This window comes from Nonomuraea sp. PA05 (assembly GCF_008086045.1).
In the GTDB taxonomy this organism is placed as follows: domain Bacteria; phylum Actinomycetota; class Actinomycetes; order Streptosporangiales; family Streptosporangiaceae; genus Nonomuraea; species Nonomuraea monospora.
Window position 1 is genome coordinate 63,897 of the sequence record NZ_VSEY01000037.1, and the last position, 25,869, is coordinate 89,765.

24 protein-coding genes, 1 tRNA gene and 1 other RNA gene are annotated in these 25,869 nt (G+C 70.6%); 16 read left to right on the forward strand and 10 right to left on the reverse strand.

The genetic code is table 11. The features are described 5' to 3' along the window. Positions 1–19 precede the first annotated feature (19 nt). A complete protein-coding gene (locus FXF51_RS43855) occupies positions 20–301 on the forward strand; it encodes a hypothetical protein (protein ID WP_148440709.1) in 282 nt (93 codons plus the stop codon). 281 nt (positions 302–582) lie between these two features. On the opposite strand, the gene FXF51_RS43860 is transcribed toward FXF51_RS43855, so the two are convergent. Continuing rightward, a tRNA-Ser gene (locus FXF51_RS43860) sits at positions 583–667 on the reverse strand. Between the two features lie 100 nt (positions 668–767). On the opposite strand from FXF51_RS43860, the gene ffs reads away from it, so the two are divergent. Beyond that, an RNA gene (gene ffs / locus FXF51_RS43865) (signal recognition particle sRNA small type) lies at positions 768–863 on the forward strand. 31 nt (positions 864–894) lie between these two features. Next, entirely contained in the window at positions 895–3,447 is a 2,553-nt protein-coding gene (locus FXF51_RS43870; protein ID WP_148440710.1) for a DNA polymerase III subunit gamma and tau, read from the forward strand. 173 nt (positions 3,448–3,620) lie between these two features. Here FXF51_RS43870 and FXF51_RS43875 read toward each other — a convergent pair whose 3' ends face one another. Beyond that, entirely contained in the window at positions 3,621–5,084 is a 1,464-nt protein-coding gene (locus FXF51_RS43875) for a GAF domain-containing protein (protein WP_148440711.1), read from the reverse strand. A gap of 452 nt (positions 5,085–5,536) precedes the next feature. Between FXF51_RS43875 and FXF51_RS43880 the strand changes: the two genes are divergently transcribed. The 5 genes from FXF51_RS43880 to FXF51_RS43900 all read left to right on the forward strand — a co-directional run bounded on the left by FXF51_RS43880 (position 5,537) and on the right by FXF51_RS43900 (position 9,432). Next, positions 5,537–5,890 (forward strand): YbaB/EbfC family nucleoid-associated protein, encoded by a 354-nt coding sequence (locus tag FXF51_RS43880; protein WP_148440712.1) that lies wholly within the window; start codon positions 5,537–5,539, stop codon positions 5,888–5,890. Positions 5,891–5,892: 2 nt separating this feature from the next. Continuing rightward, a complete protein-coding gene (recR, locus tag FXF51_RS43885) occupies positions 5,893–6,492 on the forward strand; it encodes a recombination mediator RecR (RefSeq protein WP_148440713.1) in 600 nt (199 codons plus the stop codon). Beyond that, on the forward strand, positions 6,485–7,015 hold the full coding sequence (locus FXF51_RS43890; RefSeq protein WP_148440714.1) for a DUF5063 domain-containing protein: 531 nt from the start codon (positions 6,485–6,487) through the stop codon (positions 7,013–7,015). The genes recR and FXF51_RS43890 overlap by 8 nt, the downstream gene beginning before the upstream one ends. 84 nt (positions 7,016–7,099) lie before the next feature. Then, entirely contained in the window at positions 7,100–8,374 is a 1,275-nt protein-coding gene (locus tag FXF51_RS43895) for an aspartate kinase (RefSeq protein WP_148440715.1), read from the forward strand. Then, positions 8,371–9,432, forward strand: coding sequence for an aspartate-semialdehyde dehydrogenase (locus FXF51_RS43900; protein ID WP_148440716.1), 1,062 nt, complete (start codon positions 8,371–8,373; stop codon positions 9,430–9,432). Before FXF51_RS43895 ends, FXF51_RS43900 begins: the two co-directional genes overlap by 4 nt. Positions 9,433–9,508: 76 nt before the next feature. On the opposite strand, the gene FXF51_RS43905 is transcribed toward FXF51_RS43900, so the two are convergent. Next, on the reverse strand, positions 9,509–10,465 hold the full coding sequence (locus tag FXF51_RS43905) for a hypothetical protein (RefSeq protein ID WP_148440717.1): 957 nt from the start codon (positions 10,463–10,465) through the stop codon (positions 9,509–9,511). A gap of 174 nt (positions 10,466–10,639) precedes the next feature. Between FXF51_RS43905 and FXF51_RS43910 the strand changes: the two genes are divergently transcribed. The 4 genes from FXF51_RS43910 to FXF51_RS43925 all read left to right on the forward strand — a co-directional run bounded on the left by FXF51_RS43910 (position 10,640) and on the right by FXF51_RS43925 (position 14,152). Then, positions 10,640–11,308 carry a TetR/AcrR family transcriptional regulator gene (locus FXF51_RS43910; RefSeq protein ID WP_148440718.1) on the forward strand — a complete coding sequence of 223 codons (669 nt, stop codon included), beginning with the start codon at positions 10,640–10,642 and terminating at the stop codon, positions 11,306–11,308. Positions 11,309–11,374: 66 nt separating this feature from the next. After that, a complete protein-coding gene (locus tag FXF51_RS43915) occupies positions 11,375–12,316 on the forward strand; it encodes an LLM class F420-dependent oxidoreductase (protein WP_262380231.1) in 942 nt (313 codons plus the stop codon). A 5-nt stretch (positions 12,317–12,321) separates the two neighbouring features. Then, positions 12,322–13,740, forward strand: a complete 1,419-nt coding sequence (locus FXF51_RS43920) for an amidase (RefSeq protein ID WP_222871731.1) — start codon at positions 12,322–12,324, stop codon at positions 13,738–13,740. Positions 13,741–13,804: 64 nt separating this feature from the next. Continuing rightward, complete coding sequence (locus FXF51_RS43925) at positions 13,805–14,152, forward strand: YkvA family protein (protein WP_262380232.1); 348 nt, start codon at positions 13,805–13,807, stop codon at positions 14,150–14,152. Here the strand turns inward: FXF51_RS43925 and FXF51_RS43930 are convergent. The 4 genes from FXF51_RS43930 to FXF51_RS43945 all read right to left on the reverse strand — a co-directional run bounded on the left by FXF51_RS43930 (position 14,149) and on the right by FXF51_RS43945 (position 17,563). After that, positions 14,149–15,345, reverse strand: a complete 1,197-nt coding sequence (locus FXF51_RS43930; protein ID WP_148440720.1) for an amidohydrolase family protein — start codon at positions 15,343–15,345, stop codon at positions 14,149–14,151. The genes FXF51_RS43925 and FXF51_RS43930 overlap by 4 nt on opposite strands. Before the next feature lie 172 nt (positions 15,346–15,517). Then, positions 15,518–16,246 carry a tyrosine-protein phosphatase gene (locus FXF51_RS43935; protein ID WP_148440721.1) on the reverse strand — a complete coding sequence of 243 codons (729 nt, stop codon included), beginning with the start codon at positions 16,244–16,246 and terminating at the stop codon, positions 15,518–15,520. Positions 16,247–16,256: 10 nt separating this feature from the next. Further along, positions 16,257–17,057 carry an SURF1 family protein gene (locus FXF51_RS43940; RefSeq protein WP_148440722.1) on the reverse strand — a complete coding sequence of 267 codons (801 nt, stop codon included), beginning with the start codon at positions 17,055–17,057 and terminating at the stop codon, positions 16,257–16,259. A 38-nt stretch (positions 17,058–17,095) separates the two neighbouring features. Beyond that, positions 17,096–17,563 (reverse strand): winged helix-turn-helix transcriptional regulator, encoded by a 468-nt coding sequence (locus tag FXF51_RS43945; protein WP_148440723.1) that lies wholly within the window; start codon positions 17,561–17,563, stop codon positions 17,096–17,098. Positions 17,564–17,622: 59 nt separating this feature from the next. Between FXF51_RS43945 and FXF51_RS43950 the strand changes: the two genes are divergently transcribed. Genes FXF51_RS43950 through FXF51_RS43960 form a run of 3 tightly spaced genes read left to right on the forward strand, consistent with a single transcriptional unit; the run spans position 17,623 to position 19,754 of the window. Next, complete coding sequence (locus FXF51_RS43950; RefSeq protein WP_148440724.1) at positions 17,623–18,138, forward strand: GNAT family N-acetyltransferase; 516 nt, start codon at positions 17,623–17,625, stop codon at positions 18,136–18,138. Continuing rightward, a complete protein-coding gene (locus FXF51_RS43955; RefSeq protein ID WP_148440725.1) occupies positions 18,135–18,731 on the forward strand; it encodes a TetR/AcrR family transcriptional regulator in 597 nt (198 codons plus the stop codon). Before FXF51_RS43950 ends, FXF51_RS43955 begins: the two co-directional genes overlap by 4 nt. A 54-nt stretch (positions 18,732–18,785) precedes the next feature. Beyond that, a complete protein-coding gene (locus FXF51_RS43960) occupies positions 18,786–19,754 on the forward strand; it encodes an NAD(P)-dependent oxidoreductase (RefSeq protein WP_148440726.1) in 969 nt (322 codons plus the stop codon). A 7-nt stretch (positions 19,755–19,761) separates the two neighbouring features. Here FXF51_RS43960 and FXF51_RS43965 read toward each other — a convergent pair whose 3' ends face one another. Beyond that, positions 19,762–20,064, reverse strand: a complete 303-nt coding sequence (locus tag FXF51_RS43965) for a hypothetical protein (RefSeq protein WP_148440727.1) — start codon at positions 20,062–20,064, stop codon at positions 19,762–19,764. Positions 20,065–20,216: 152 nt separating this feature from the next. Between FXF51_RS43965 and FXF51_RS43970 the strand changes: the two genes are divergently transcribed. Then, positions 20,217–21,620, forward strand: a complete 1,404-nt coding sequence (locus FXF51_RS43970) for a N5-glutamine methyltransferase family protein (protein WP_148440728.1) — start codon at positions 20,217–20,219, stop codon at positions 21,618–21,620. 259 nt (positions 21,621–21,879) lie between these two features. Here the strand turns inward: FXF51_RS43970 and FXF51_RS43975 are convergent, their stop codons facing one another. Together FXF51_RS43975 and FXF51_RS43980 are read right to left on the reverse strand one after the other, a co-directional pair. Beyond that, positions 21,880–24,885, reverse strand: a complete 3,006-nt coding sequence (locus FXF51_RS43975) for an AfsR/SARP family transcriptional regulator (protein ID WP_148440729.1) — start codon at positions 24,883–24,885, stop codon at positions 21,880–21,882. A 260-nt stretch (positions 24,886–25,145) separates the two neighbouring features. Further along, positions 25,146–25,790: a GNAT family N-acetyltransferase gene (locus tag FXF51_RS43980; protein WP_148440730.1), complete on the reverse strand. Its 645-nt coding sequence runs from the start codon at positions 25,788–25,790 to the stop codon at positions 25,146–25,148. Positions 25,791–25,869 lie beyond the last annotated feature (79 nt).

Sequence of the window (25,869 nt, forward strand, 5' to 3'; positions counted from 1 at the left end):
ATTCGCCCACACTTGTTCTGTGACCAGCATCAGCCCCGGCGATATCTACGAAGACTGCGCGTTCCACCCGGTGCTCTGCACCTTCAACGACGGCGATCAGATCCTGGGGATCTCCCTGATCGACGCCTCCATGCCGCGCGCTTGCTCGATCGGCTTCTGCGCGGTGGTGAAACTGTCCATCGAGGACGTCATCGCCGCGCGTACCGACTGGCCCGCCTACCTCGCTCGACGCAAGGCCGAATATGACGAGCAGAGCATTCCGCAGCCTGACGAAGCGCGCGTGGAGCAGCGGGCAGACTGACGCGACCCTCCCCGCGAACAGGAGCGCCCTCCTGACGCGATGAGCGCGGCGGGCTTGGCGAGGCGGACCGCGTGCTCTGAGTCCTCACCGAAATGCCCGCCGATCGTCAACGCGGGGGATGCGAACGGCTGGCGGAATCGGAATCAGGTCGACGGGGCGCTCTGCAGGCCAGGGGATGAGCCTCCGTAGAGGCCGGCTGAGACCCAAACTGAGACCCGACATAGCGAAAGGGGCCGACTGGGTATGGTCGGCCCCTTCGCGTTTACTGCCTCAACCAGGCGCGGAGGATAGGGGATTTGAACCCCTGATAGGTTGCCCTATACACGCTTTCCAAGCGTGCGCCCTCGGCCACTAGGCGAATCCTCCGCCGACGAGCTTACCGGACTTCTCAGGGTGCGCAGACCATGTTTTCCGCGCGGGCTTTCGCGGGGTGGAGCGAGCACTGCGGCGTACGGCTAGACTGTCCAGGGACCCCTCGCGCGGCGTCATCCTGTGAACCTCCCCAGGGCCGGAAGGCAGCAAGGATAAGCGGGCTCTGGCGGGTGTGCGGGGGGTCTCTTCGTTGAGAGCCCCCTCGCAGGCGGGATGGTCGTATGAGCCTTGCGCTTTACCGCAAGTACCGACCCGGGACCTTCGCCGAGGTCAAGGGTCAGGAACACGTCACCGATCCGCTGAGACAAGCGTTGCGAACGGGCCGAATCAACCACGCCTACCTGTTCAGCGGTCCCCGCGGATGTGGCAAGACCTCCAGCGCCCGCATCCTGGCGCGTTCTCTCAACTGTGAGCAGGGGCCCACGCCCGACCCGTGCGGTGAGTGCGAGTCGTGTGTCGCGCTGGCGCCCACCGGGCCCGGCCACCTCGATGTGATCGAGATCGACGCCGCGTCCCACGGTGGTGTGGACGACGCGCGTGACCTGCGTGAGCGGGCCTTCTTCGCGCCTGTGTCGGCGCGCTACAAGATCTACATCATCGACGAGGCGCACATGGTGACCCGCGAGGGTTTCAACGCGCTGCTCAAGCTCGTCGAGGAGCCCCCGCCGCACCTGAAGTTCATCTTCGCGACGACGGAGCCGGAAAAGGTCATCGGCACCATCAAGTCGCGCACGCACCACTACCCGTTCCGGCTGATGCCGCCCGCGACGCTCAAGGCGCTACTGGAGGAGATCCTCACCTCCGAGAGCGTGCCTTTCGAGCCGGCCGCGCTGCCCCTGGTCGTACGTGCCGGGGCCGGGTCCGCGCGTGACTCGCTGTCGATCCTCGACCAGCTCCTCGCCGGGGCGGAAGAGGACGGCATCACCTACGCCAAGGCCGTCTCCCTGCTCGGCTACACCGACGGCGACCTGCTCGACGAGGTCGTCAACGCGTTCGCGGCCAAGGACGGCGGGCAGGTGTTCCACACGGTCAACCGGGTGATCGAGGGTGGTCACGACCCGCGCCGGTTCGCGTCCGATCTGCTCGAACGCTTCCGTGACCTGGTGATTCTGGCGAACGTGCCCGAGGCGGCGTCGAGTGGCCTGCTCGATCGTCCCGCCGATGAGCTGGAGCGGCTGGTTCAGCAGGCCGCCTCCATGGGGCCCGCCGAGCTGACGCGGGCCGCCGAGGTGTTCAACGCCGGGCTCACCGAGATGCGCGGCGCCACGTCGCCGCGGCTGTTGCTGGAGCTGATGTGTGCGCGCGTCCTGCTGCCTGGTGCGGCGCAGGGGGAGGCGGCGCTGCTGGCTCGGCTCGAACGTCTTGAGCGGGGTGGCGCCGTCGCGCAGATGGCCGCCCGTGCGGCTGTCCCCTCCGGGGCGTCCGTCCCCTCCGGGGCGTCCGTCCACTCCAGTGCGTCCGTTTCCTCCTCCGGGCGTGCGCCGGTGGGGCTTGGGACGGTGAGCGGGGTGGGGGCGCAGGTCGCCGCCGGTGGGCATGGCGCCGCTGCTGGCGGGCCCGGTGTCGCGGCGGGTGGGCATGGCGCCCCGACGGGTGGGAATGGCGCGCCGGCGGCGGCTCCGGTCGCCGGTCCTGCCACTGGGACTGCCGCTGGTCCCGCCGGGGGGCCCGGTGGGGGTGTCGGTGGAGGCGCCGTTGCGGGGCCGGGGCAGGCCGGGGCGGCTGATGACGTCGCGTCCGCCTCCACGGGTGGGGGCAGGGACGACTGGCCGGAGCCCGTGCGTCCTGGCGCCGTGGCGGCCACGCCTGCTCCGCCCCCGGCGCAGGCCGCCGCGCCCGCCGGTGGTGGCGGGGCTCCGGTGGCCGGGGGAGCGGGGGCCGTGCAGTCGCAGTGGGCCGCCGTGCTGGCCGCGCTCAAGCAGCGCAGCATCGTCGTCTGGGCGAACGTGAGCACCAACGCCCAGGTGGTGGGCGTCGAAGGCAACCTGGTCACGCTCGGGTTCAGCCAGGTCGGCGCGATGAAGAACTTCACCGGTGGCGGCAAGGACGTCGTGGTGGCCGGCGTGCTGGGCGAGGTGCTCGGCGGGAACTGGCGGGTCGAGGCGGTCGTCGGTGGCTCTCCGGCTCCTCGTGGTCCGGCGCGCTCACCGGCACAAGGCGGCGCTCCGGCCGCATCGCCCCAGGGCGCCGCACCCTCTCACGGCGGGGGCGCGCCGTCCCCCGCGGGTGGCTCGCAGGGGGTGTCCGGGCCGCAGGTGGCGGCTCAGGGCGTGCCGGCTCCTCAAGGCGGTCAGGCCGCGGGGGGCTCTCAGGGGCGTACGGCCTCGCATGGGGCTTCTCACGAGGACCGGGGCGGCCAGGAGGCCGACCACCCTCCGGCCGGCGCGCCGGGACACCAGACCACCGACGAGTCCTGGCCCGACGCTCCCGACGACTTCGGCCCTGGCTCCCCGCCCAGCCCCGACCCCACCCGGACGGTCGCCGCGGCCCAGCACGCTGGTGGCGCTCCGGCGGGTGGCGGGCAGACCGGGGCGGGTCTGGCGGCGGCGCGGTCGGCGGCCAAGGCGGCGGCGCAGTCGGGGCCGCGGGTTCCGGCCGCTCGTAGCGGGGCCCCTGCCTGGCCGGACGCGATTCCCGGACGTGACAAGGGTCCTGAGAACGACGAGGTGGACCCGCTGAATGACGCCGATGCCGATGTGGACGCCGTCTCGGGCATGGCGCTGCTGGAACGGGAGCTCGGCGCCAAGGTGATCGGCGAGATCGACCACACCTGATCGGCGAGATGACCACACCTGGTCGGTCGGCGTCCCAAAGAGCCTGATGGGCCGGCGCCCGAGAGAGCCGGGTCGGTCGGTGCCCGAAGGGGCCGGGTCGGTCGGCGTCCGGAAGGGCCGGGTCGGTCGGCGTCCGGAAGAGCCTGATCGGTCGGCGTCCGGAAGAGCGACGGTCAGAACAGCAGGCGGGAGCGGGCGGCGACCGAGCGGAGGTCGCCGGCCGGAAGGGCGGCCAGCCGCTCCAGCACCTCGTAGTCGTCCCGCCCGTTGCAGGTCTGCGCATACACCCACAACTCGTCCGGCCCCCCGCGCCGCAGCAGGAACGCCCGCACCTGAGCCTCCAGCTCGTCCCGTTCGCGCCGGATCTCGGGCGACTCCGACCGGGGCAGGAGCGGCCCCGGGTAAGCCCGGGCCAGCCCGGCGGGGTTGTCGGAGGTGAGGAGGCGGCGCACCTTCATGAAGTCCGCCTCCACCGGGCAGGCCAGCCGGTAGGGCTTGGCGGCGATGGCCTCCCCGAGTTGCCCTCGCAGCCGGTGGATCTCGGCGCGGATGGTGACCGGGTTGCCGGCGTCCCCGTACAGGTGGAACGAGAGTTGTTCGGCGGTGAGGCCGTGCGGGTGGAGGGTGAGGAGGGCGAGTATCTCGGCGTGGCGCAGCGACAGGGGGCGTTCGTCGTCGCCGATGGCGGCGGTGGGGTTGCCTTCGCCGAGGAGTGACAGGGTCAGGCTGGGCGGGGCGGCGGTCGGGGTGGGGCGCAGGAGGTAGCCGTCGGCGAAGGGTTCGAGGAGGGCGGCGGTGCCGTCCCTGAGTGGCAGGCGCCGGCCTGAGCGCTCGGTGACGGGGAGGAACGGGCCGCCGAGGTGGACGCGTTCGCCGAGGTCGCCTGCCGGGTCGCCGGAGATGACGCGGCCGGTGGACGACAGCAGGATGCCTGGCCTGCCGCGCAGGGCTTCGTACCGGCGGCGGAGCCGTTCGTCGCGCTCGTGCATGCGCAGGGCGAGCTGGGTCTCGGCGAGTTTGGCGGTGGCGGCCACCAGGGCGACGGTGGCGGGGTGCAGGGTGCGGGCGGTGCCGCTGACGTCGACGCAGCCGATGACGCGTCCGGAGTCGGGGTCGGTGATGGGGGCGGCGCTGCACGACCAGATGTGCAGCACCCGCATCAGGTGTTCCTCCGAGTACACGTGCACGGGCCGGCCGGTGGCCAGGGCGGTGCCGATGCCGTTGGTGCCGACGTTCTGCTCGCCCCATTGGTGTCCGGCGGCCAGGCCGATGTGGTCGGCGCTGGACAGGACCGCGTGGTTGCCTTCGCGCCACAGAACCCGTCCGTCACCGTCTGTCACGATCATGATGTGACCGGCCTCGTCGGCCAGGCCGGAGAGTGTCTGGGCGAGCAGGGGCAGCAGGGGCTGGAGGGGGTGGGCGGCGCGGATGTCCCTGATGGAGGCGGGGTCGCAGACGAGGGGGGCGCTCTTGCCCTCCGGGTCGATCCCGGCGTCCAGCGAACGCCGCCACGATGCCTTGATCAGGTGGCGGGGCGACTCCGGCCAGGCCCGACCTGTCGCTACGGCGCCTGTCGCTACGGTTTCGTGTGCTCCGCGTAGAAGACGGGAGTACGCATCGAGATGGGCGTAACTCATCGGTCACTCCAAGTAGTCAATTAGAGCATCCGTCGTGTACCCCGCTCAGCGCAACCCGTTCAGGGGGATTGCAGAGGGTGATTGAATGAACGCAACGTGTGTGCAACCCTCCTCCACGTACGTTCTTGACCAACGCGTCGGCGTGGTGCGGCCGCTCCGCCGACGTGATGGCCGGGTCTCGGACACTGGAGGGGGGCCGAGACCCGGCCAAAACACACCGACGCTCGATAAACCGTGACAAAGGGATACCGAGACGCGGGTTCGGTGCAAACACGTACACGAGGCCAGGTCAGGGTGGCGGTTCCCGGCCGGAAACGCCCGCCTGGAAGCGAGATGGATGTCGCGCACGAAGATCTGGGGGGAAACGGGGAAGCTCCCCCAGTACAGGACTTCCGCCAAACCCCGTAGGCTCGTGGCAGTCAAGAACGCGGAGCCACGAGGAGCGCACGACGGTGAACCCAGGGGATGTCAACCTGCAGCAGCTGCTGGAGCAGGCACAGCTCATGCAGCAGCAGCTTGTGAGCGCCCAGCAGGAGCTCAACGACGCGCAGATCGAGGGCTCATCCGGTGGTGGCCTGGTCACGGCCGTCGTCAACGGCTCCGGCGAGCTGCTCGAGCTCAAGATCGACCCGAGCGTGATCGACGCGGGCGACGCGCAGGACACCGCCGACACGATCGCCGACCTGGTGATCGCGGCCGTCCGCGACGCCGTCCGTGCGGCCGCCGACCTTCAGCAGGAGAAGCTCGGCCCGCTGGCCCAGGGGCTGGGTGGCGGCCCAGGCCTCGGACAGTTGCCAGGGTTCTAGGCATGTACGAGGGTGTCGTCCAGAACCTGATCGACGAGCTGGGTATGCTGCCCGGCGTCGGTCCCAAGAGCGCGCAGCGGATCGCGTTCCACCTGCTGGCGGCCGATCCAGCCGACGTCAAACGGCTGGCGCACGCGTTGCTGGAGGTCAAGGAGAAGGTCCGCTTCTGCCGGGTCTGCGGAAATGTGGCCGCGGAGGAAGAGTGCCGCATCTGCCGCGACACCCGCCGCGACACCCACGTCATCTGCGTGGTCGAGGAGTCGAAGGACGTCGTGGCGATCGAGAAGACGCGCGAGTTCCGCGGCACCTATCACGTGCTCGGCGGCGCGATCAGCCCGATCGACGGCGTCGGCCCCGACGACCTGCGCATCCGCGAGCTGATGACGCGGCTGGCCGACGGCCGCGTCACCGAGCTCATCCTCGCCACCGACCCCAATCTCGAGGGCGAGGCGACGGCTACCTACCTCGCCCGTCTGGTCAAGCCGATGGGCATCAAAGTGACACGACTGGCCAGCGGTCTGCCTGTGGGCGGTGATCTCGAGTACGCCGACGAGGTCACCTTGGGCCGCGCGTTCGAAGGACGGAGGCTGCTGGATGTCTGACCAGTGGAGCACGCTGGCGGAAGAGATCTCCGGGCACGCACAGAACTACGTGGACGGCCTGACCAGGGTCGCGGGCGGCGAGGGCGGCGACGCCATCTGGTCGATCCTGCTGGTGGAGGTCGCCCAGATGAGCCTGGCGGGCGCCAAGCTGGGCGCCAACCGCGACGTCATCCTTGCCGGCAACTACGAGCCGCCGATGAGCGAGGACCCTGACATCGACGGGGTCCGCACGTCGCTGGCGGAGCGGCTGGAGGCGGTGGACGACTACGCCGAGGTGTTCGACCCGTACAAGGACACCAGCGTGACGCCGTACCGGCTGTCCGACGACCTGACCGCGGTCGCCGCCGACCTCATCCACGGGCTGCGCCACTACCACGCGGGGCGTCCGCACGAGGCCCTGTGGTGGTGGCAGTTCTCCTACTTCAACACCTGGGGCAACCACGCGGGCGCCGCGATGCGCGCGCTCCAGGCCCTGGCAGCGCACTCGAGGCTCGACGTGGCCGAGGAAGCCACCACGGTCTGATCATCCACATAGTGGTACGAACCAACAGGCGCATGAGAGGCCCCCAGTAGACTGGCAGCTCACAGTCCTAACCGGGAGACTCTCGTGGCGCTCGTTGTGCAAAAGTACGGTGGTTCGTCCGTCGCCGACGCGTCCTGCATCAAGCGGGTCGCGCAGCGGATCGTCGCGACGAAAAAAGCCGGCAACGACGTGGTCGTGATCGTCTCCGCCATGGGCGACACGACCGACGAGCTGCTCGACCTGGCCGAGCAGGTGTCGCCGCTGCCTCCTGGCCGCGAGCTCGACATGCTGCTGACGTCGGGCGAGCGCATCTCGATGGCCCTGCTGGCGATGGCGATCGCCAACCTGGGCCACGAGGCCCGCTCGTTCACCGGCTCGCAGGCAGGTGTGATCACCGACTCCACGCACGGCAAGGCGCGCATCATCGACGTGACGCCCGGCCGCATCCAGGAGGCGATCGACCAGGGCCACATCGCGATCGTGGCCGGGTTCCAGGGTGTCTCGCAGGACACCAAGGACATCACCACGCTCGGCCGGGGTGGCTCCGACACCACGGCCGTCGCGCTGGCGGCGGCGCTCAACGCCGACGTCTGCGAGATCTACACCGACGTCGACGGCATCTTCACCGCCGACCCGCGCATCGTGCCCGCGGCGCAGCAGATCCCCAGGATCTCGTATGACGAGATGATGGAGATGGCCGCCTGCGGCGCGAAGATCCTGCACCTGCGTTGTGTCGAATACGCTCGGCGGTTCAACCTGCCGATCCACGTACGCAGCTCGTTCAGCACCAAGGAAGGCACGTGGGTCGTCTCCGACCCTTACACCGAAGGAACCGAGATGGAGCAGCCGATCATCTCCGGCGTCGCGCACGACCGGAGCGAGGCCAAGATCACTGTTGTCGGGGTGCCCGACAAGGTCGGCGAGGCTGCCACGATCTTCAAAACGCTGGCCGAAGCCGAGATCAACATTGACATGATCGTGCAGAACGTCTCGGCCGCCGCCACGGGTCGCACGGACATCTCGTTCACGCTGCCCACGGCCGACAGCCAGACGGCGCTGACGTCGCTGAAGAAGATCCAGCCCCGGATCGGTTTCGAGTCGCTGCTGTTCGACGACCAGATCGGGAAGGTGTCGCTGATCGGCGCGGGCATGCGCTCGCACCCCGGCGTCACGGCGACGTTCTTCGCGGCCCTCGCCGACGCGGGGGTCAACATCGAGATGATCTCCACCTCGGAGATCCGCATCTCAGTGATCGTCGAGCAGGACGGTGTCGACGCGGCCGTGGCCGCCGCGCACCGCGCCTTCGATCTCGACGCCGACCAGGTCGAAGCCGTGGTGTACGGAGGTTCAGGACGATGAGCAAGAGGCCCAGTCTGGCACTGATCGGCGCGACCGGCGCCGTCGGCACCGTCATGCGCGACATCGTGTCGTCGCGTGCGGACATCTGGGGCGAGATCCGCCTCGTCGCCTCCCCGCGCTCGGCGGGCAAGGTGCTCCAGGTGCGCGGCGAGGACGTCGTCGTGCAGGCCCTGGCGCCCGAGGTGTTCGACGGCATCGACATCGCCATCTTCGACGTGCCCGACGAGGTGTCGGCCGAGTGGGTGCCGATCGCGGCCGGGCGCGGCGCGATCGTGGTCGACAAGTCCGGCACGTTCCGCATGGAGCCCGACGTCCCGCTGGTCGTGCCCGAGGTCAACCCGCTCGACGCGCGCAGCAGGCCGCGCAACATCATCTCGACCCCCAACTGCACGACGCTGTCGATGATGGCGGCCATGGGGGCGCTGCACGCCGAGTTCACGCTCACCGAGCTGGTCGTCGCCTCCTACCAGGCGGTGTCCGGCGCCGGCGTGGCGGGTTCCGCGCGGCTGTACGACGAGATCGAGGCGCTGGCCGGTGACCGCACGATCGGTCAGAGCGCCGGTGACGTGCGCAAGGCGCTGGCCAACAAGCTGCAGGACGAGTCGCCGTTCCCCGCGCCCATCGCGTTCAACGTGGTGCCGTGGGCGGGCTCGGTGAAGGCGGACGGCTGGGCCTCGGAGGAGCTCAAGCTCCGCAACGAGTCCCGCAAGATCCTCGGCATCCCGGACCTGAAGGTCTCCGCGACCTGCGTCCGCGTCCCGGTGGTCACGACGCACTCGCTGGCCGTGCACGCGCGCTTCGCGCGTGAGATCACGGTCGCCGACGCGCACCGCATCCTGCAAGCGGCTCCGACGGTGGTCCTCATGGACGACCCGGAGAACGGGATCTGGCCGACGCCTCTCGACGTGGTGGGCAACGACCCGACGTACGTGGGTCGCATCCGCCAGGCGATCGACTTCCCGAACACGCTCGATCTGTTCGTGTGCGGTGACAACCTGCGCAAGGGTGCGGCGCTCAACGCGGCGGAGATCGCCGAGCTGGTCGCAGCCGAGTTCTAGCAGTTCCATCAGGGTGTGGCGTCGTGCGTCCCGCGCGGCGTCACACCTTTTTCATGGGCGCGCGCCGTGGGCTCTGTCACCGGAAGAGGATGTCCCAGTGGTCGCTCTCGTCGAAGAACGTGGTGCCTGACTTCGATTTGTAGATCGTCGCCCCGTCGCTGCGCACCCCGGCCTTGTCGTGGTGTTTGGTGATGTGCCGGTCGATGCAGGCGTTGTGGGAGATGTCCAGCTTGTAGCCGTTGCCGTGGCTGAACTGGCCGGGCGCGTGGCCCCGCTCGGTGCCGCCGGTCACCATGATCGGGCAGCCGCTCTTCTGCTTGAGCTCGATGGCCCTGGCGATGGTCCCGGTCCGTACCCGGTCCAGTGACGTGCAGTGGTGCATGTGCTTGCTGACGCAGTTGCCGGTGGACTTGGTGCGCAGGCCCGCGCTCTTCAGCCATCCGTTGGCGGTGGCGTGTGACATCCGCATGGTGGCGGCCTTGCGCGGCAGGGCCCGCGTCAGATCGACCTGAGCGCGCTTGTAAGCGACTCGGGGCCGTGCTTGCGGCATCTGGGCCACCCCGGTACGTACGGGGCTCTTCACCGCCTTCGTGGCGGCTTCCCGCTCGAACCGCTCGTTCCGCTTGACGGCCCGGTCGATGGCGCGCGTGGCCCGCGCGTCACGCACGGCCTGCTCGGCTCGTTCCACGGCGCGCTCGGCTTCGTCCACCCTCGACTTGGCGGCGTCGTCGGCCCTGCGCTCGCGGATCACCTCGGCCCGCTCGACGGCGGCCAGCGGCCACCTGGTGTCGAGCGCCGGCCAGTCGCCCATCTCCAGCAGCATGAGCTCCTCGTACGCCCAGGGGTGCGGCCCCATCTCGTAGGCGCCCGTCAGCAGCTCGGCCGCCGACGGTCCGGGGCCGTGCATGGGCCAGCCCTGGTGCAGGCCGCCCTGTGCCGGTGTCCCTTCGGGGTGGGTGGCGGCGGAGGCGGCCGAGGCCAGCGCGATTATGGTGATCTCAATGCCGAGGAGCGCGACGATGATCAGTCGCACTGTTCCACGTATCCACATGTCGATGCCTTTTCGCGGAAATAGCCCTTCCGCCTGAAACGACAATCCCACCTTTCACAGGAGATAACTCGTGCCGCGGGGTCAACTTTGCCTTGTGGCGGTGATCACCGTGAGGCTCCATGACCTAACCTCGCTCGACGACGTAAAGTGACGAACGTGTCCGAAGCCCGAAACCGAGGATCGGAGAGCACGCGAGAGGTCATCGTCGAGACGGCTTTGCGACTGTTCAGGGAGCGCGGCTTCGACGCGACCACGATGCGTGCCATCGCCGCCGAGGCGGGGGTGTCCGTGGGTAACGCCTACTACTACTTCGACAGCAAAGAGGCGTTGATCCAGGCGTATTACGACCGCGCCCAGGCCGAGCACGAGGAGGCGTGCAGACAGTTCCTGGCCACGGAGCAGTCGTTCGCGGGCCGGTTGAGCGGGGTGCTGCGCGAATGGGTGCGGGTTTCCGAGCCGTACCACGAGTTCGCCGTGAAGTTCTTCAAGCACGCGGCCGAGCCGACCAATCCGCTGAGCCCGTTCAGCGAGCAGTCGTCCCCGGCGCGCGAGGCGTCGATCGCGATCTACCGCGAGGTCGTGGAGGGGTCGCGGGACCGGATGAACGCCGAGTTGCGTGAGGAGCTGCCCGAGCTGCTGTGGCTGCTGTCGATGGGCATGGTGCTGTTCTGGGTGCACGACACCTCGCCGGGGTGCGCTCGTACGTACCGGCTGATCGAGGTGACGGTGCCGCTGGTGGACCGGCTGGTCGGGCTCTCGCACCTGCCGGGTCTGCGCGGCATCACGAAGGACTTCATCGCGGCGGTCCACGAACTGCGGGCCTAGGGGAACATACCGGTCGGTTGGTAAGGTCGTACCCCGACGATCTGGAGGCCGTGCATGAACTGGGGCATGACCATTCCCTTCTACGACCGCTCGCTGGCCAAGTCGCAGGACCTCATCGCGGAGTTGCCCGGACTCGGCTACACCGACCTGTGGTCGGCCGAGGTGAACGGCGTCGACGGCTTCACCCCGCTGGCCCTGGCCTCGCAGTGGGCGCCGCAGGCCAGACTGGGCAGCGCCATCGTGCCCGTCTCCACGCGCGGCCCCGGGCTGCTCGCCATGTCCGCCGCCACGCTGGCCGACCTGGCGCCGGGCCGGTTCGTGCTGGGCATCGGCGCCTCGTCGCCGGCGATCGTCGAGCGGTGGAACGCGGGCACGTTCGAAAAGCCGTACGCGCGCACCCGCGACACGCTGCGCTTCCTGAAGAAGGCGCTGGCGGGGGAGAAGGTCTCGGAGAAGTACGAGACGTTCGAGGTCAAGGGCTTCAAGCTGGAGCGCGCCCCGAAGACGCCGCCCAAGATCGTGCTGGCGGCGCTGCGGCCCAGGATGCTGCGGCTGGCCGCGGAGGAGGCCGACGGGGCCATCACGAACTGGCTCTCGCCCGACGACGTGCGCAAGGTGCGCGCCGAGATCGGCCCCGGCACCGAGCTGATCGCCCGCCTGTTCGTCTGCGTGGACACCGACGCCGACCGCGTCCGCGAGACCGCCAGGTGGATGCTGGCCAGCTACCTCACCGTCCCGGTGTACGCGGCCTTCCACGACTGGCTGGGCCGCGGCGAGGTGCTGCGCCCGATGCACGAGGCCTGGGCGGCCGGCGACCGGCAGGCCGCGCTCAAGGCCATCCCCGACGAGGTGGTGGACTCCCTGATCGTGCACGGCGACGCCGCCACCTGCCGGGCCCGGATCAGGGAGTACATGGCCAACGGCCTCGACACCCCGGTCCTGGCCCCCATCCCGGGCGGAGACATCCCCATCGACCAGGCGGTACGCGAGCTGGCACCGGAGAGGTAGCGGCCATGCGCGAGATCCTGAACATGGACGCCGTCGGCCAGGCGCGGGCGATCAGGGACGGCCAGGTGTCGGCGCGGGAGCTGACCGAGGCCGCGATCGCCCGCATCGAGGCCGCCGACGGCGAGCTGAACGCGGTCATCCACCGGCGCTTCGACCGGGCGCTGGCCGAGCTGGACACGATCCCGGTCGGCGCGCCCTTCCGCGGGGTGCCGATCCTGCTGAAGGATTTGGGCTGGCGGGAGGGCGCGGAGCCGTACAGCGCGGGCTCCGGCGTGCGCGACGGGCTGGTGAACGCCGAGGACGGCCACGGCGTCGTACGGTTGCGCGAGGCGGGCTTCGTGCTGCTCGGCCGGACGAACACGCCGGAGTTCGGCAGCACGATCACCACGGAGCCGGCGGCGTTCGGGCCGACCAGGAACCCCTACGATCCGGCGTACTCGGCGGGCGGCTCCAGCGGCGGCTCGGCGGCGGCGGTGGCGGCCGGGATGGTCGCGCTGGCCACGGCGAGCGACGGCGGCGGCTCGATCCGCATCCCGGCGTCGCTGTGCGGCCTGGTGGGGCTGAAGCCGACGCGCGGGCGCGTCAGCCTGGGGCCCGCGCTGGGCGAAGGCTGGAGCGGGTTCTCGTGCCCGGGCTTCGTCACCAGGAGCGTGCGTGACACGGCCGCGGCGCTGGACGTCGTGGCGGGCATGCACCCGGGCGACCCGTACGGCGCGCAGCCCCTGCCCGGCAGGCTCGCCGACGAGGCAGGCCGCGATCCTGGCAGGCTGCGGATCGGGTTCCTGACCGCGCACCCCAGGGGCGACGTGCCGGAGGTGCCCGAGGCGGCCGAGGCCGTCACGGCGGCCGCCGCGCTGCTGGAGTCGCTCGGCCACGACGTCGCCCCCGGCGGCCCCGGCGCGCTCGCCGACACCGACTTCCCGCTGCACTTCGGCGCGATCGTGGCCGACAACCTGGCCGCGCTCGTCGCGGCGCTGAGCGAGGCGCGCGGCAAGCCCGTGGAGCCGGAGGAGCTGGAGCCGCGCAACGCCGCGATGGTGCGGGCGGCGCGCGGGCGCAGCGCCCCCGACCACATCAGGTCCGTGCAGTGGGTGGACGCCTTCCGCCGCCGCATGGCCGCCTGGTGGGCCGAGGGCCACGACCTGCTGCTCATGCCGTCGCTCGGGGTGGCGCCGTTCCCGCTGGGCTGGATCCCGCCCGACGACCTCAGCGTCGCCTTCGGCCGCACGGCGCACGCCGTCGCGTTCACCTCGCCGATCAACGCGACGGGCCAGCCCGCTGTGTCGCTGCCGCTGCACAGGAACGCGGCGGGGCTGCCGGTGGGCGTGCAGCTCGTCGCGGCGGCCGGCCGGGAAGATCTTCTGGTCCGGGTGGCGGCGCAGATCGAGCAGGTCAGGCCGTTCGAGCACCCGGCCATGCCGTGACGTAGGGAACTCCTGCCCCCGGCGACGCGTTATGTCGTGAAAAGCCGGGGGTAGGGGGATCTACATGATGGCGAAGCCAGCACGGGCAGCGGCGGCGTGGCGCACCTACCGCGAGGTGACCAAGCCGGGCTCGCCCAAACTGACGACCAGGCTCAGGGCGATCCCGCGCATGGTCGGCGCGGTGATGCGCGGCCAGTACGCCGGCATGGGCAAGGGCAAGCTCGCCATGCTCGGCCTCGGCGTGGTCTACCTCATCTCCCCGATCGACGTCGTGCCCGACTTCCTCATGCTGATCGGCGTGGCCGACGACTTCGGCGTGTTCCTGTGGCTGATGGCCTCGCTGCTCGGCGAGAGCGGCCGTTACGTGGAGCACGAGCGGCACGTGATCCAGGCCCGGCTGGAGGAAGGTTAGATCTCCTCCATCCGTAGCCAGGCCCGTGACGGCAGCGGGTGCCCGAAGAGCCGGGCCGCGTTGCCGTAGGCCACCCTGGCGATGTCGGCGGGCGGCAGGGTGCCGAGGTTGCGGGCCACCGACTTCTGCGTGTCGGGCCAGGTCGAGTCGGAGTGCGGGTAGCCGCTCTCCTGGAGCACGTGGTCGAGGCCGACCGCGAGCCGCACCCCCGACAGGGCGTGGTCGTCGAGCGTGCCGAAGAAGAAGTTGCGGCGCAGCACCTCGCTCGGCTTGATGCCGCCCTCCCACGAAGCCTCGCCGGCGACGGGGTGGTCGAGGGCGTAGTCGGCGCGCTCGGCCAGCATCGGCAGCCAGCCCACGCCGCCTTCCACGATGAGGATGCGCAGCGAAGGGAAGCGCAGCGGCACCCCCGACCACAGCCAGTCGGCGCAGGCGAACATGGCGCTGGTCGGCATCAGCGTGGTGATGGCCTCGATGGGCGTGTCAGGCGACGGCACGGGCGACCACGAGGAGTCGCCGGTGTGCAGGCAGACGACGGTGCCGGTCTCCTCGCAGGCGGCGAAGAACGGGTCCCAGTGGCCGGTGTGGATCGACGGCAGCCGCAGCCGGGTGGGGAACTCGGGGAAGACGACCGCCTTGAAGCCCCTGGCGGCGTTGGCGCGGATCTCCTTGGCGGCCACGTCGGGGTCGGGCAGCCACGGGAGCTGCAGGCCGATGATCCGCTCGGGGTAGGTGCCGGCCCAGACGTCGATGTGCCAGTCGTTCCACGCCTTGACCAGGGCCAGGCCCAGCTCCTGGTCGCGGGTCCTGGCGAACGGCATGCCGGCCTGCCCGGCCAGCATGCCGGGGAAGCAGAGCGCGGCCCAGATGCCGGCGACGTCCATGTCCTGGATGCGGGCCTCGATGTCGTGGCAGCCGGGGCGCATGTGCTCGAACCGGATCGGGTCGAGCGTGCGCTGCTCGCGGGGCAGCCCGGCGCCCACGTCGATGCCGGCGCACGGGTACGTCGCGCCGCCGTAGCGCCACACCTGGTGACCCGCGTCCGTCTCCACTACCTTCGGCGCGACCTCGGCGTATTTCTCCGGCAGGCGGCCGTCGAACAGGTCGGGAGGCTCGATCAGGTGATCGTCGGCTGAGATGATCACATAGTCGCGCCGCCTGGGGTCAGGGTCGGGGAGCAGCGGCGTAGTCACGCAGGTAACCGTACGACGGCGGGATAACGTCGAACAAGCTGCGACGTATCCGTTGGGTATCCGAGAGGGTATTTGACCCGGGACCGCCGGGAGGGGGATGGCTGGCGATCCCGGGAGTGGCGAACCCGCCTCGCGCAGGGACGGGTTCGCACGCCCTCTACCCCGGCGGCGTCTAATCAGTCAGCAAATGTCCGCGAAGTTCGGCGATGGCGGCGGGTGACAGCCGGAGCACCCGCGTGACGTAGGCCTCGGCGGAGCCGTGCCGGGCCGTGAGGTCGGTGAGGAAGAGCCGCATGGCCTCGGCGGGCGCGAGCCCGAACCCCGGCCACAAAGGCGCGTCGGGATGCCTTCTCGTCCAGTCGGCGACGAAGCGCTCGGTGGCCAGGCCGGTGAGCGCGTAGTCCGCCACGATGTCGTCGTCGCCCACGCCCGTCAGCGAGAGCACCAGCGCGGTGAGCACCCCCGTGCGGTCCTTGCCCGCGGCGCAGTGGACGACGACGGGCGCGTTGCCCGCCTTCGCGATCGTCTCCAGCGCGATCCTGAGGTTCTCGACGCCGTCCTCGGTGACCTCCAGGTATCGGTCGGCGAGGTAGCGGGCGACGCCGAGCTCGTCGCTGTAGGCGGCGGTGTCCCACCGGCGCCCTTCGATGGGCAGGTTCTGGTAGTGCTGTCCCTCGGACTCGGGCACGCGCCCGGCCTTCTCCACCTCGTACGGGTGCCGCAGGTCGATGACGCTGCGCACGCGCAGCTCACGGAAGGTCGTCAGGTCGTCGCCGGCCAGCCAGCCCAGGGAGTCGGCCCGGTAGAGCCGCTGCCACCTGACGGTGCGTCCGTCCTTGGCGGCATATCCACCTACGTCGCGGAAGTTGCAGAGGTTCGTGAACTCAATGTGGCGGATCACCCTCACCACATTAATTGGCGGGTGTCGCCGCCCCTTGGACCCCGGTGGCCTCCTTGGCCTCCTGAGCCTTCCGCTCCGCCAGCTCGCGCCTGATCAGCAGCACCCAGCCGGCGAGCGCGATGCCGATGAACAGCCACCACTGGACGCCGTACGCCAGGTTGAGCCCGCCCCCCGCGCCGACGTCGGGCTCGGGCACCGGCGCGGGCGCGGCAGCGGGCTTGGGCTGCTGCTCGGTCAGCTCGACGTAGCCGCCCACGAGGCGGTAGGGCAAGCCCTGCCCGATCTTGCCGACGTTGATCAGGAGCACCTGGCCGGGCGGCAGCCCCGCACGGTCGGTGATCCCGCTGTTCTCCTCGGTCTCGCTGGGGCGTAGCCGCCCCGTTACAGTTACCTGCCCGGTGGGGGCGGCGGGCACCTCGGGGTGGGCGTCGGCGGTGGCTCCGGCGGGCACCCAGCCTCTGTTCACGATCACGGCGGCGCCGCCGCCGGTGATCAGGGGGGTCAGCACGTAATAGCCGTTGTGGCCCTCCTGGGGGCGGCGGCGGACGACGAGCTCGTGGGCCGCGTCGTAGGTGCCGGCGACCGTCACGCGCCTGAACCGGTCGTCCTCCTTGACTTGCTGCCCGGCGCTCGCGAGCCGCTCCAGGGGCACGGGCGCGGCCTCGATGTTGGCGGTCACCCGCTCGCTGTTGGCCGACCGTTCCTCGAAGCGCCCGAACTGCCAGCGCCCGAGGAAGACGAAGGCGGGGATGACCAGGAGCACCACGACGTGGAGCGCGAGCCATCTGGGCGTGAGCAGGAACCGGTACACGCCTTCCAGGTTAGGCACCCGCACCGGTGGTCCCGCACTCAGGCGCTCCGGATGTCGGCCCCTTCGCCGGGAATCGGCGTGACCTCGCGCGGCCCGCTCACCTCGTGGCCGTCGGCGCAGCGGAAGTGCTGCTCGATGGGGGCGCCGCAGTCGCGGTGGGTGAGCAGCACCGGCGGGCCCTCGTCGCCCGTCAGGTACTTGTCGCCCCAGTGCATGAGCGCCACCAGCAGGGGATACAGGTCGCGGCCCTTCTCGGTGAGCCGGTACTCGTCGCGCTGCCGCTGGCCCGGCTCGCGGTACGGCTCCTTGCGCAGCAGCCCTTCGTCGACCAGCCGGGCCAGGCGCGCGCTGAGCACCTGGCGGGGCGCGCCGGTGATCGCCTGCATGTCGGCGAACCTGCGCACGCCGGTGAACGCCTCGCGCAGCACGAGGAAGGTCCACTTCTCCCCGACGATGTCCAGGGTGCGCTCGATCGAGCAGTTGTTCACCCGGAAGGGAAGGTTCATTTTTGCATTATACCTGAGTTCAGTTGACAGACTCAGCCATCGAGGAGCAGGCTGGGTCTATGCAGGGAACCCAGATCCGCCCGGTGCGCCAGGACGACGAGGACCGGATCAGACGCTTCCTGGCCGGCCTGTCGCTGCACACGCAGACACTCCGGTTCTTCACCGGTGTCTCCACGCCCGCCGCCGCCCTCGTCCGGGCGCTGCTGTGCGTGGACGAGCGCCGCGACGCGCTGGTCGCGACCACCGAGTGCGGCGAGATCGTCGCGCACGCCATGAGCTTCAAGGGCGCCTGCGCCGACGTGGAGATCGCCGTGGTCGTGGCGGACGACTGGCAGGGGCGCGGGCTGGGCCCCGAACTGGTGGACACCCTGCTGCTGCGGGCCTCCGTGCGCGGCGCCAGGACCGTGGCCATGGACGTGCTGGGGGAGAACCGGCGCGTGCTCAGGCTCATCCAGCGGCTCTGGCCGGAGGCCACCATGAAGGTCAGTTCGGGGACGGTCGAGGTGACCGCTATGATCGATCAGGCTGGCCTATTTGCGGAACAAGGTTCTGTTGCCACACCATTGACAGTGTGAAGAGTGTCAAGAACGGACGCGACGGCCGCACCCGCATCATCGAGGGCGCCCTCCGCCGTTTCAGCCAGGACGGCGTATCCGCCACCACCCTGGCCAGTCTGCGTGAGGAAAGCGGCGTCAGCGTCGGCAGCTTCTACCACCACTTCGCCAGCAAGGAGCACGTCTTCGGCGTGCTGTACGGCGAGATCCTCGACGCCTACCAGGCGGCCTTCCTGGCCGAGCTGGTCCGCCACGAGGACGCCCGCGACGGCATCGAGGCCATCGTCACCTTCCACATGCGGTGGGCGGGCGAGCACCCCGAGCGGGCCAGGCTACTGATCAGCGAGCGTCCGCCGCGCAAGCACGAGCCGGGCGGCGCGGAGGTGGCGGAGGCGCGGCGCACGTTCTTCCGCCAGGTCTCCGACTGGTGGCGGCCGCACATGAAGAACGGCCACCTCCAGCCCGTCCACGCGACCATGTGTTACGTGTTGTGGCTGGGGCCGGCGCAGGAGATGTGCCGGTTGTGGTTCGCGGGAGCGCACACGCCGACGGAGGAGGAGATCGCGGGGCTGGGCGAGGCGGCCTGGCAGAGCCTGCGCCAGCGGGGAGAATGAGCCCTGCGCGGGGAGCGATGATCTGAGCACCGTCTGTGGTGTTATTGTCCAAATGTGAGACGACCTCGGGCGCTGGTGCTGCCCGCCTTGCCGGAGAGCGCGCTCTCCCGCCTGGGAGAGATCGCCGACCTGACCGAGGCTCCCGCACGACCGAGCCTCGGCTTCACCGACGAGCAACTGGCGGACCTGGTCATCGAGACCGGCGCCACCGTGCTCATCACCGACGGCGACCAGGTGCGCACCTCGGTGCTGAGCCTGCACCTGGACGTCGTGGCCAGCATGGGCCCGCCTGCCAGCGTGGACCTGGCGCTGGCCGCCGAGCGGGGCGTGACCGTCCTGCACGCCACCGGGCGCGACCCCGAGGCGGTGGCGGAGCTGACGCTCGCGCTGCTGTTCGCGGTGAGCAGGAACATCGTCAGCGCCGACCGCGAGGTCCGCAGGGGACGCGTCTACCACGGCCCCGTCCAGCAGAACAGGGTCACGCCCGCGCAGCGGCACCGGGGCCGCAGGCTGACCGGGCGCACGGTGGGCATCGTCGGCCTGGGCCAGATCGGCAGGGCGCTGCGCTGGCGCTGCGAGGGCCTGGGCATGAAGGTGATCGTCTGCGACCCGTTCGTGCCCGAGGCCACCCACACGCTGCCCGAGCTGCTCGCCGAGGCCGACGTGGTCTCCCTGCACGTGCCGCTCACCGAGGAGACGCGCGGCTTCTTCGGCTACACCGAGTTCGGTGCGATGCGGCAGGGGTCGATCTACCTCAACACCTCGCGCGGAGCGCTGCACGACCTGCGGGCGCTGGTCGACGCGCTGCGCGAGGGCCAGGTGGGCGGTGCCGGGCTCGATCACTTCGAGGGCGAGTGGCTCGACCGGGCGCATCCGCTGACCCGGCTGCGGAACGTGGTGCTCACGCCCCGGCTGGGCGAGGCCACGGGGGAGAGCCGGGAGGAGCTGGCGGAGACGCTGGTGGAGGACATCGCCCGGCTGCTGCGCGGTGAGCGGCCCGCGCACGCCTACGTGCCGGCCTGACGATCGTTCAGGCGATCTGGCGGACGCGCGTCGGAACGCGCCAGCTCGCCCGGTCGAGCGAGATGTCCAGCCGGAGGTCACCACGCTGCCTGCGCAAACCCGGCACCCGCACCCGGTCGTGCACGTCGAACCTGCCCCGATGCGGATAACCGAACCCCAGCTCACCCGGCAACACCCGCAGATCATCACGATTGCCGCAACGCGGGCACGTCCACGAGACCAGATCCATCCCCCGGTTGTAGTCGGAGCAGGCGCTGAAGTATTCGTCGGGCCTGAAACGGGACTCGCAGGCCAAGCAAGGGATCAGCATGAGGTCCGCTCCTCGGGACGACGTATCGGTACGCATAGAGATACCGCGCGTTACTTGTCCGCCGCTTGCAGAATGCTTGGGTGCTTAAGTAACAGTATGAGCACTGTCGGTATCAGATCATGCTCGTGAGCCGGCGGTGAAAGGATGCTCTTGTGGAACGACTGCGCCATCACCTCCTCGAATCCGGATACACGATCGACGGCGTACGTGAACGCCTGGGCAGCATGGCGGCCTCGGCCCTGGCCCGCGAGGAGCTGACACCGGCTCTGCGCGCGACCGCCGACGGCGATCCCCTGGGCACGCTGATCAGGCTGTGGTGGCTCGGCGTCCCCGTCCCCGCCAAGGCCGTGGCGCCGGAAGTGCTCGCGTCGGGGCTGGCCGAGGCCGACGGCGACCAGGTTTTGGCCACCGTGCACCTCCAGCCGTGGGAGACCGGCGGCTACCTCGTCTCCGACAGGAAGGTGCGGCCCGGCGACCCGGCGCTGCGGCCCGACCACGTGGTGGGGGCCGGCGGCGCCTCGGCCAACCTGGCCCAGCTCGTCACCCGCCGCCCGGTCGGGCGCGCGCTCGATCTCGGCACCGGCTGCGGGGTGCAGGTGCTGCACCTGGCGGGGCGTGCCGGGCACATCGTGGCCACCGATCTCAACCCGAGAGCCCTGGAGCTGGCCAGGCTGAGCTGGGAGCTGTCCGGGGTCGGCGACGTGGACGCGCGGGCGGGCTCGATGTTCGAGCCGGTCGAGGGCGAGCTGTTCGACCTGGTCGTGAGCAACCCGCCGTTCGTCATCGCGCCGGCCCGCGAGGGCAAGCTGACCTACCGCGAATCGGGTCGCGAGGGCGACGACTTCTGCCGCGACCTCGTCCGCGCCACGCCCCGCCACCTCAACCCCGGCGGCCAGGCCCACTTCCTGGCCAACTGGCTGCACGTCGAGGGCGAGGACTGGCACGACAGGGTGGGCGGCTGGCTGGGCGAGACCGGCTGCGACGCCTGGGTGGTGCAGCGCGACGTGCAGGACCCGGCCGAGTACGTCGAGCTGTGGCTCAAGGACGCCGCCGAGCAGGGCACCAGCGCCTACACCGAGCACTACGACCGCTGGCTGAGCTGGTTCGACGAGCGGCGGGTCGAGGGCATCGGGTTCGGCTGGATCACGATGCGCAACTCCGGCACGCTCGACCCCGTCGTCCGCGTCGAGCACCTGGCCCACCAGGTCTCGCTGCCGGTCGGCGACTACGTGGACTCGGTGGTCGACGCCATCGCCGCCGCGCACCGGGCGCAGGGGCTGGACGCGGCGCTGCTGCGTACCGCCGAGGGGCTGCTCGACGAGCGCGTCGGCCTGCCGGGCGCGGAGGACCCGATCCGCATCGTGCTGCGCCAGACACAGGGGTTGCGGCGCAGCAGGGAGGTCGGCACGGTTGAGGCCGCGCTGGCCGGGGTCTGCGACGGCGAACTGGCGCTCGGACCGCTGCTCAACGTGATCGCCGAGCTGGTCGGCGACGGTGAGATCCCTGACTCCGACGCGGTCAGGCCCTTGATCGCGGAGGGTTACTTCCTCCTTTAATCGGGTGTTGATTGGACGTCAACTCCGGTGGTGGAAGCTGTGAGCCAGGACACGGACCTGGGGGGTTCGAGGGCCGTGTCAGGTCCGGCCGGTCGTCCGAGTGTGAGGCGGCTAGCCGTTGCGTGGAGCATCCGGATAACCGGGCCCCCTAGCGACGCGCGACGGTCAGGGTGACCGGCCGGGCTGAACACATCGGATTTTCCTAGGGACAGCCTTGATCAACCATGTGTGGATGACACGTCTGGACGACGAGCTGTACTCAGGACTCGACGACGGGCCCATCGCCGGCGGGTTCGGGAGTGGTGAGACTGTCGAGCAGGACCTTGAGGTCCCCGGCCTCGGGAGCGCCGAGCCGGGAGAAGATGTCGAAGGCCTGCCGTAGACAGTCGAGGCTTCTCGTCGTGCTGCCGAGACCGCGCAGCGCCTTGCCGAGCACGGTGAGCGAGAGCGCCTCCCCGTACGGGTGGCCGATCTCGCGGGCGACCACCAGCGCCTGTTCGGCGTGGCGCACCGCGTCGGGATACCGCTCGGCGGCGATGAACGTCTCGGCCAGCCGGGAGCACACCCGTTGCTCCCACACGCGCTGCCTGCTGGCTCGGAAGAAGGCCAGGCACTCGGCGTGGTGGTGCACGGCCTCGGTGAGGCGGCCCACCCTGCTCAGGACGATGCCGAGGTGGTAGCGGGCCCGGGCGGTGCCCGCGCCGCTGCCGATCTCGGTGAAGATGGCCAGGCCCTTCTCCGCCGCCGCGATCGCGTCCTCCGGACGGCCCAGGCCCAGGTGGTCGCGGGCCGAGTAGCTGAGGACCAGCGCCTCGCCGGCCGGCACGCCGTTCTCGCGGTACCAGCGCATGGCGGCGTCGAACAGCGACAGCGCCTCGGTGTGGCGGCGCTGACGGCCGACGACGACGGCCAGGGCGTTCAGCACCTCGCCGGTCACGATCTTCTCCTGGCGCGCCCGCGACAGCTCGTGCACGACCCTGAAGTGCTGCTCGGCGTCCTTGAGCCGGTTGTCCGCGAACAGCACCCGGCCCAGCACGTAACGGGCGCGCAGCTCGCCCGCCTGGTCGCCGTTGTCCTGCGCGGTGGCCAGCACGGCTCTGGTGCTGTGGTCGAACTCGCGCGTGTGGGTGCCCGCCTCCAGCAGCGGCTCCATCGCCACCAGCAGGTCGGCGGCGGGCAGCAGGTGCTCGCTGGTACGCGCGGTCGCGGCGGCCTGGTCGATGGCCGCGAACAGCGAGTCGCCCTCGGCGATCAGCCAGGCCACGGCCGCGTCCACGCTGGTGAAGGTGAGCCCGCTGCCGACGACCACCAGGTTGGCGGGGATCATGCTGCCCTCGTAGGCGAGCGTGTGCGCGGACTGGGCAGAGGCCAGGTAGAAGCCGAGCAGCCGGCGCAGCGCCATGGTTCTGGCCTGGGGCCGCTCGCCCCGCTCCAGCTCGCGGCGGGCGAACAGTTTCAGCAGGTCGTGGAAGCGGTAGCGGCCGGGCGCGGGCGCCTCCAGGAGGCTGGCGTCCACCAGCGACTCCAGCACCTCCTCCGCCTCGAACGCGCTCGCCGACAGCAGGGCGGAGGCGGCGCCGACGGAGATGTCGGGCCCGTTGGGCAGCGACAGCAGGCGGAAGGCGCGGGCCTGGGTGGCGGTGAGCTGTCCGTACCCGAGCGCGAACGTGGCCTCCACGGCCAGGTTGCCCACCCGCAGCTCGTCGAGGCGGCGCTGCTCGTCGGCCAGCCTGGGCACCAGCGAGGCGACCGTCCAGGAGGGGCGGGCGGCGAGCCGGGAGGCCACGATCCGCACCGCCAGCGGCAGGAAGCCGCACGCGGCCACCACGTCCATGGCCGCGCCGTGCTCGGCGGCGACCCGTTCGGCGCCGGCGACCGAGGAGAACAGCGACAGCGCCTCGTCGGGCTCCATCACGTCGAGGTCCACGAGCTTGGCCGACGGCAGGTCGGCCAGCTTGCCCCGGCTGGTGACGATGGCCGCGCAGCCGGGCGTGCCCGGCAACAGCGGGCTGACCTGCGCGGCGTCGCGGGCGTTGTCCAGCAGCACCAGGATGCGGCGCTCGGCCAGGATGGAGCGGTAGAGCGCGGAGCGCTCGGCGGGGGCTTCCGGGATGACGTCCGGCGGCACGCCGAGCGCGCGCAGGAAGCCGCCGAGCGCCGACTCGGGCGCGAGGGCCTGGTCGGTGTAGCCGCGCAGGTCGGCGTAGAGCTGGCCGTCGGGGAAGACGTCGTCCACCAGGTGCGCCACGTGCACGGCCAGCGTGGTCTTGCCGACGCCGCCGATGCCGGAGATGGCCGCGATGGGCACGCCCTCGGCCGACGACTGGGCCGACAGGAGGGAGCGCAGGCGGACCGCGACCTCCTTGCGGCCGGTGAAGTCGCTGACGGCGGCCGGGAGCTGGGCGGGGCGGGGCAGCTCCAGCGCGGGCTGCTGCTCCTCCTCAGCCGGCGGCTCCTCCTCCTCGGGCGCCTCGGCCGCGGCGAGCGTGGGGTCGGCGGCGAGGATGCGCTGGTGCAGGGCGGACAGCTCGGGGCCAGGCTCGATGCCCAGCTCGTCGATGAGCGCCTCGCGTGTCTCGGTGAAGACGTTGAGCGCGTCGCCCTGCCGGCCGCAGCGGTACAGCGCCAGCATGAGCTGGGCGCGCAGCCGCTCGCGCAGCGGGTGGTCGGCGGTGAGGGCGATCAGCTCAGAGACGATCTTGGCGTGGTTGCCGAGCTCCAGGTCCACGTCCATGAGCGTCTCGATGACGCTGATGCGCCGCTCGACCAGGCGGTCGCGCTGGTGCTCGGAGTAGGGGCCGACGGTGCCGGCCAGCGGCTCGCCCTCGAACAGGTCCAGCGCGGCGCGCAGGCCGCGGGCGCCCTCGGCCGGCTTGCCCGCCTTGCGGGCGGCCTCGGCCTGCTGGATGCCGCGCTCGAAGCGGGTCAGGTCGAGGCTGTCTTCCGGCAGGCGCAGCGCGTAGCCGCGGCCGATCGAGGTGAGCAGCTCGGGGCGGGAGCGGGCGGGCCGGTCGGGCTCCAGCACGGTGCGCAGCCTGGAGACGTACGTGCGCAGCGCGCCCAGGGCCCGCGGTGGAGCCTCCTCGCCCCAGACGGCGTCGATCATCTCGTTCGGGGTGACCGCGTGTCCCTCCCGCAGGAGCAGCATGCCGAGGATGGAACGCTGTAGCGGGGTGCCCAGGTCGAGTTCCCGGCCGTCACGCCACGCGCGGACAGGACCGAGCACGGCGAACCGCAGCCCGCTCTCAACGCGTCGACCAGCCATGCCGTCTGTCTCCAAGCCAATGGAACGATTTGTTACCAAATAATAGATCCATTACTGCTCGTCACCTAGATGCGGACAGATCGTTCATCTCTGCGTTGATCCGCCTTCAATCCGGTGTTGAGCCCGTCCCTGGATGCTGATGCTCGGAGCCGTACGTGACGCGCATCGCGGGGGCGTGTGTCATGTAAGAGCGCTTATGGGGCGGAAAAAATACCGGCCCCGCCCTCCAGAATTCGGGCGGGGCCGTCGGTGAACAGGTTTCAGGCCGCCTCGACCAGACCGAGCCTCATGAGCAGCCGCTCGCGGACGAGCGGCCATTCGGAGTTCAGGATCGAGTAGAACGCGGTATCTCGGACCGTGTTGTCGGCGCCTCGGCTATCCGCTCGCCGCACCCCGTCGAAGTGTGCGCCGAGTGCCTCGATGGCGGCCCGGGATCTGGTGTTGCGTACGTCTGCCTTCAAAGTGATGCGATGGACGTTCCAGGTCTCGAAGGCGTGCGAGAGCAGGAGGAACTTGCTCTCCCGGTTGACCCCCGTGCCTTGGGCGCCGGCGCCCAGCCAGGTGTAACCGATGTCCGCCACGGACGGAATGTCGCCCACCGCACCGCGTGTACCCGGAGGCCAGGGCATGGGGCCCTGCCAATACTCCAGGTGCATGAGACGGGTGGCACCGACCACGCGGTCGGTGTTCAGCCACCGGATGGCGAAGGGCATCGTGCGGCCCTCCGCCTGCTCAGCCATGGCCGCCTCCACGTAGGAGACCACCTCGTCCCGGCCGTTCGGGACGCGAGTGAAGGTGTAGGTGGAGCGGTCTTCACTCGCGGCGGCGACCAGGTCATCGACCGCCGCCAGGCTGAGAGGCTCCAGACGCACGGAGCGTCCGGACAGGGTGACAAGAGCGGGCATGAGCACATGATGGGGGTTGCCTGACGTGCACGTAACCAGGCCGTGCGACCCAACTTTCCGCCGGTTTTCTCCCTGCGGC

Bases quoted from the DNA above. Each gene is read 5' to 3' on its own strand.
- FXF51_RS43950 (WP_148440724.1), top strand. From the start codon at position 17,623: ATGCAGGGAACCCAGATCCGCCCGGTGCGCCAGGACGACGAGGACCGG.
- FXF51_RS43980 (WP_148440730.1), bottom strand. From the start codon at position 25,790: ATGCCCGCTCTTGTCACCCTGTCCGGACGCTCCGTGCGTCTGGAGCCT.
- recR (WP_148440713.1), top strand. From the start codon at position 5,893: ATGTACGAGGGTGTCGTCCAGAACCTGATCGACGAGCTGGGTATGCTG.
- FXF51_RS43925 (WP_262380232.1), top strand. From the start codon at position 13,805: ATGATGGCGAAGCCAGCACGGGCAGCGGCGGCGTGGCGCACCTACCGC.
- FXF51_RS43975 (WP_148440729.1), bottom strand. From the start codon at position 24,885: ATGGCTGGTCGACGCGTTGAGAGCGGGCTGCGGTTCGCCGTGCTCGGT.
- FXF51_RS43920 (WP_222871731.1), top strand. From the start codon at position 12,322: ATGCGCGAGATCCTGAACATGGACGCCGTCGGCCAGGCGCGGGCGATC.
- FXF51_RS43915 (WP_262380231.1), top strand. From the start codon at position 11,375: ATGACCATTCCCTTCTACGACCGCTCGCTGGCCAAGTCGCAGGACCTC.
- FXF51_RS43945 (WP_148440723.1), bottom strand. From the start codon at position 17,563: ATGAACCTTCCCTTCCGGGTGAACAACTGCTCGATCGAGCGCACCCTG.
- FXF51_RS43875 (WP_148440711.1), bottom strand. From the start codon at position 5,084: ATGAGTTACGCCCATCTCGATGCGTACTCCCGTCTTCTACGCGGAGCA.
- FXF51_RS43965 (WP_148440727.1), bottom strand. From the start codon at position 20,064: ATGCTGATCCCTTGCTTGGCCTGCGAGTCCCGTTTCAGGCCCGACGAA.
- FXF51_RS43890 (WP_148440714.1), top strand. From the start codon at position 6,485: ATGTCTGACCAGTGGAGCACGCTGGCGGAAGAGATCTCCGGGCACGCA.
- FXF51_RS43900 (WP_148440716.1), top strand. From the start codon at position 8,371: ATGAGCAAGAGGCCCAGTCTGGCACTGATCGGCGCGACCGGCGCCGTC.
- FXF51_RS43870 (WP_148440710.1), top strand. From the start codon at position 895: ATGAGCCTTGCGCTTTACCGCAAGTACCGACCCGGGACCTTCGCCGAG.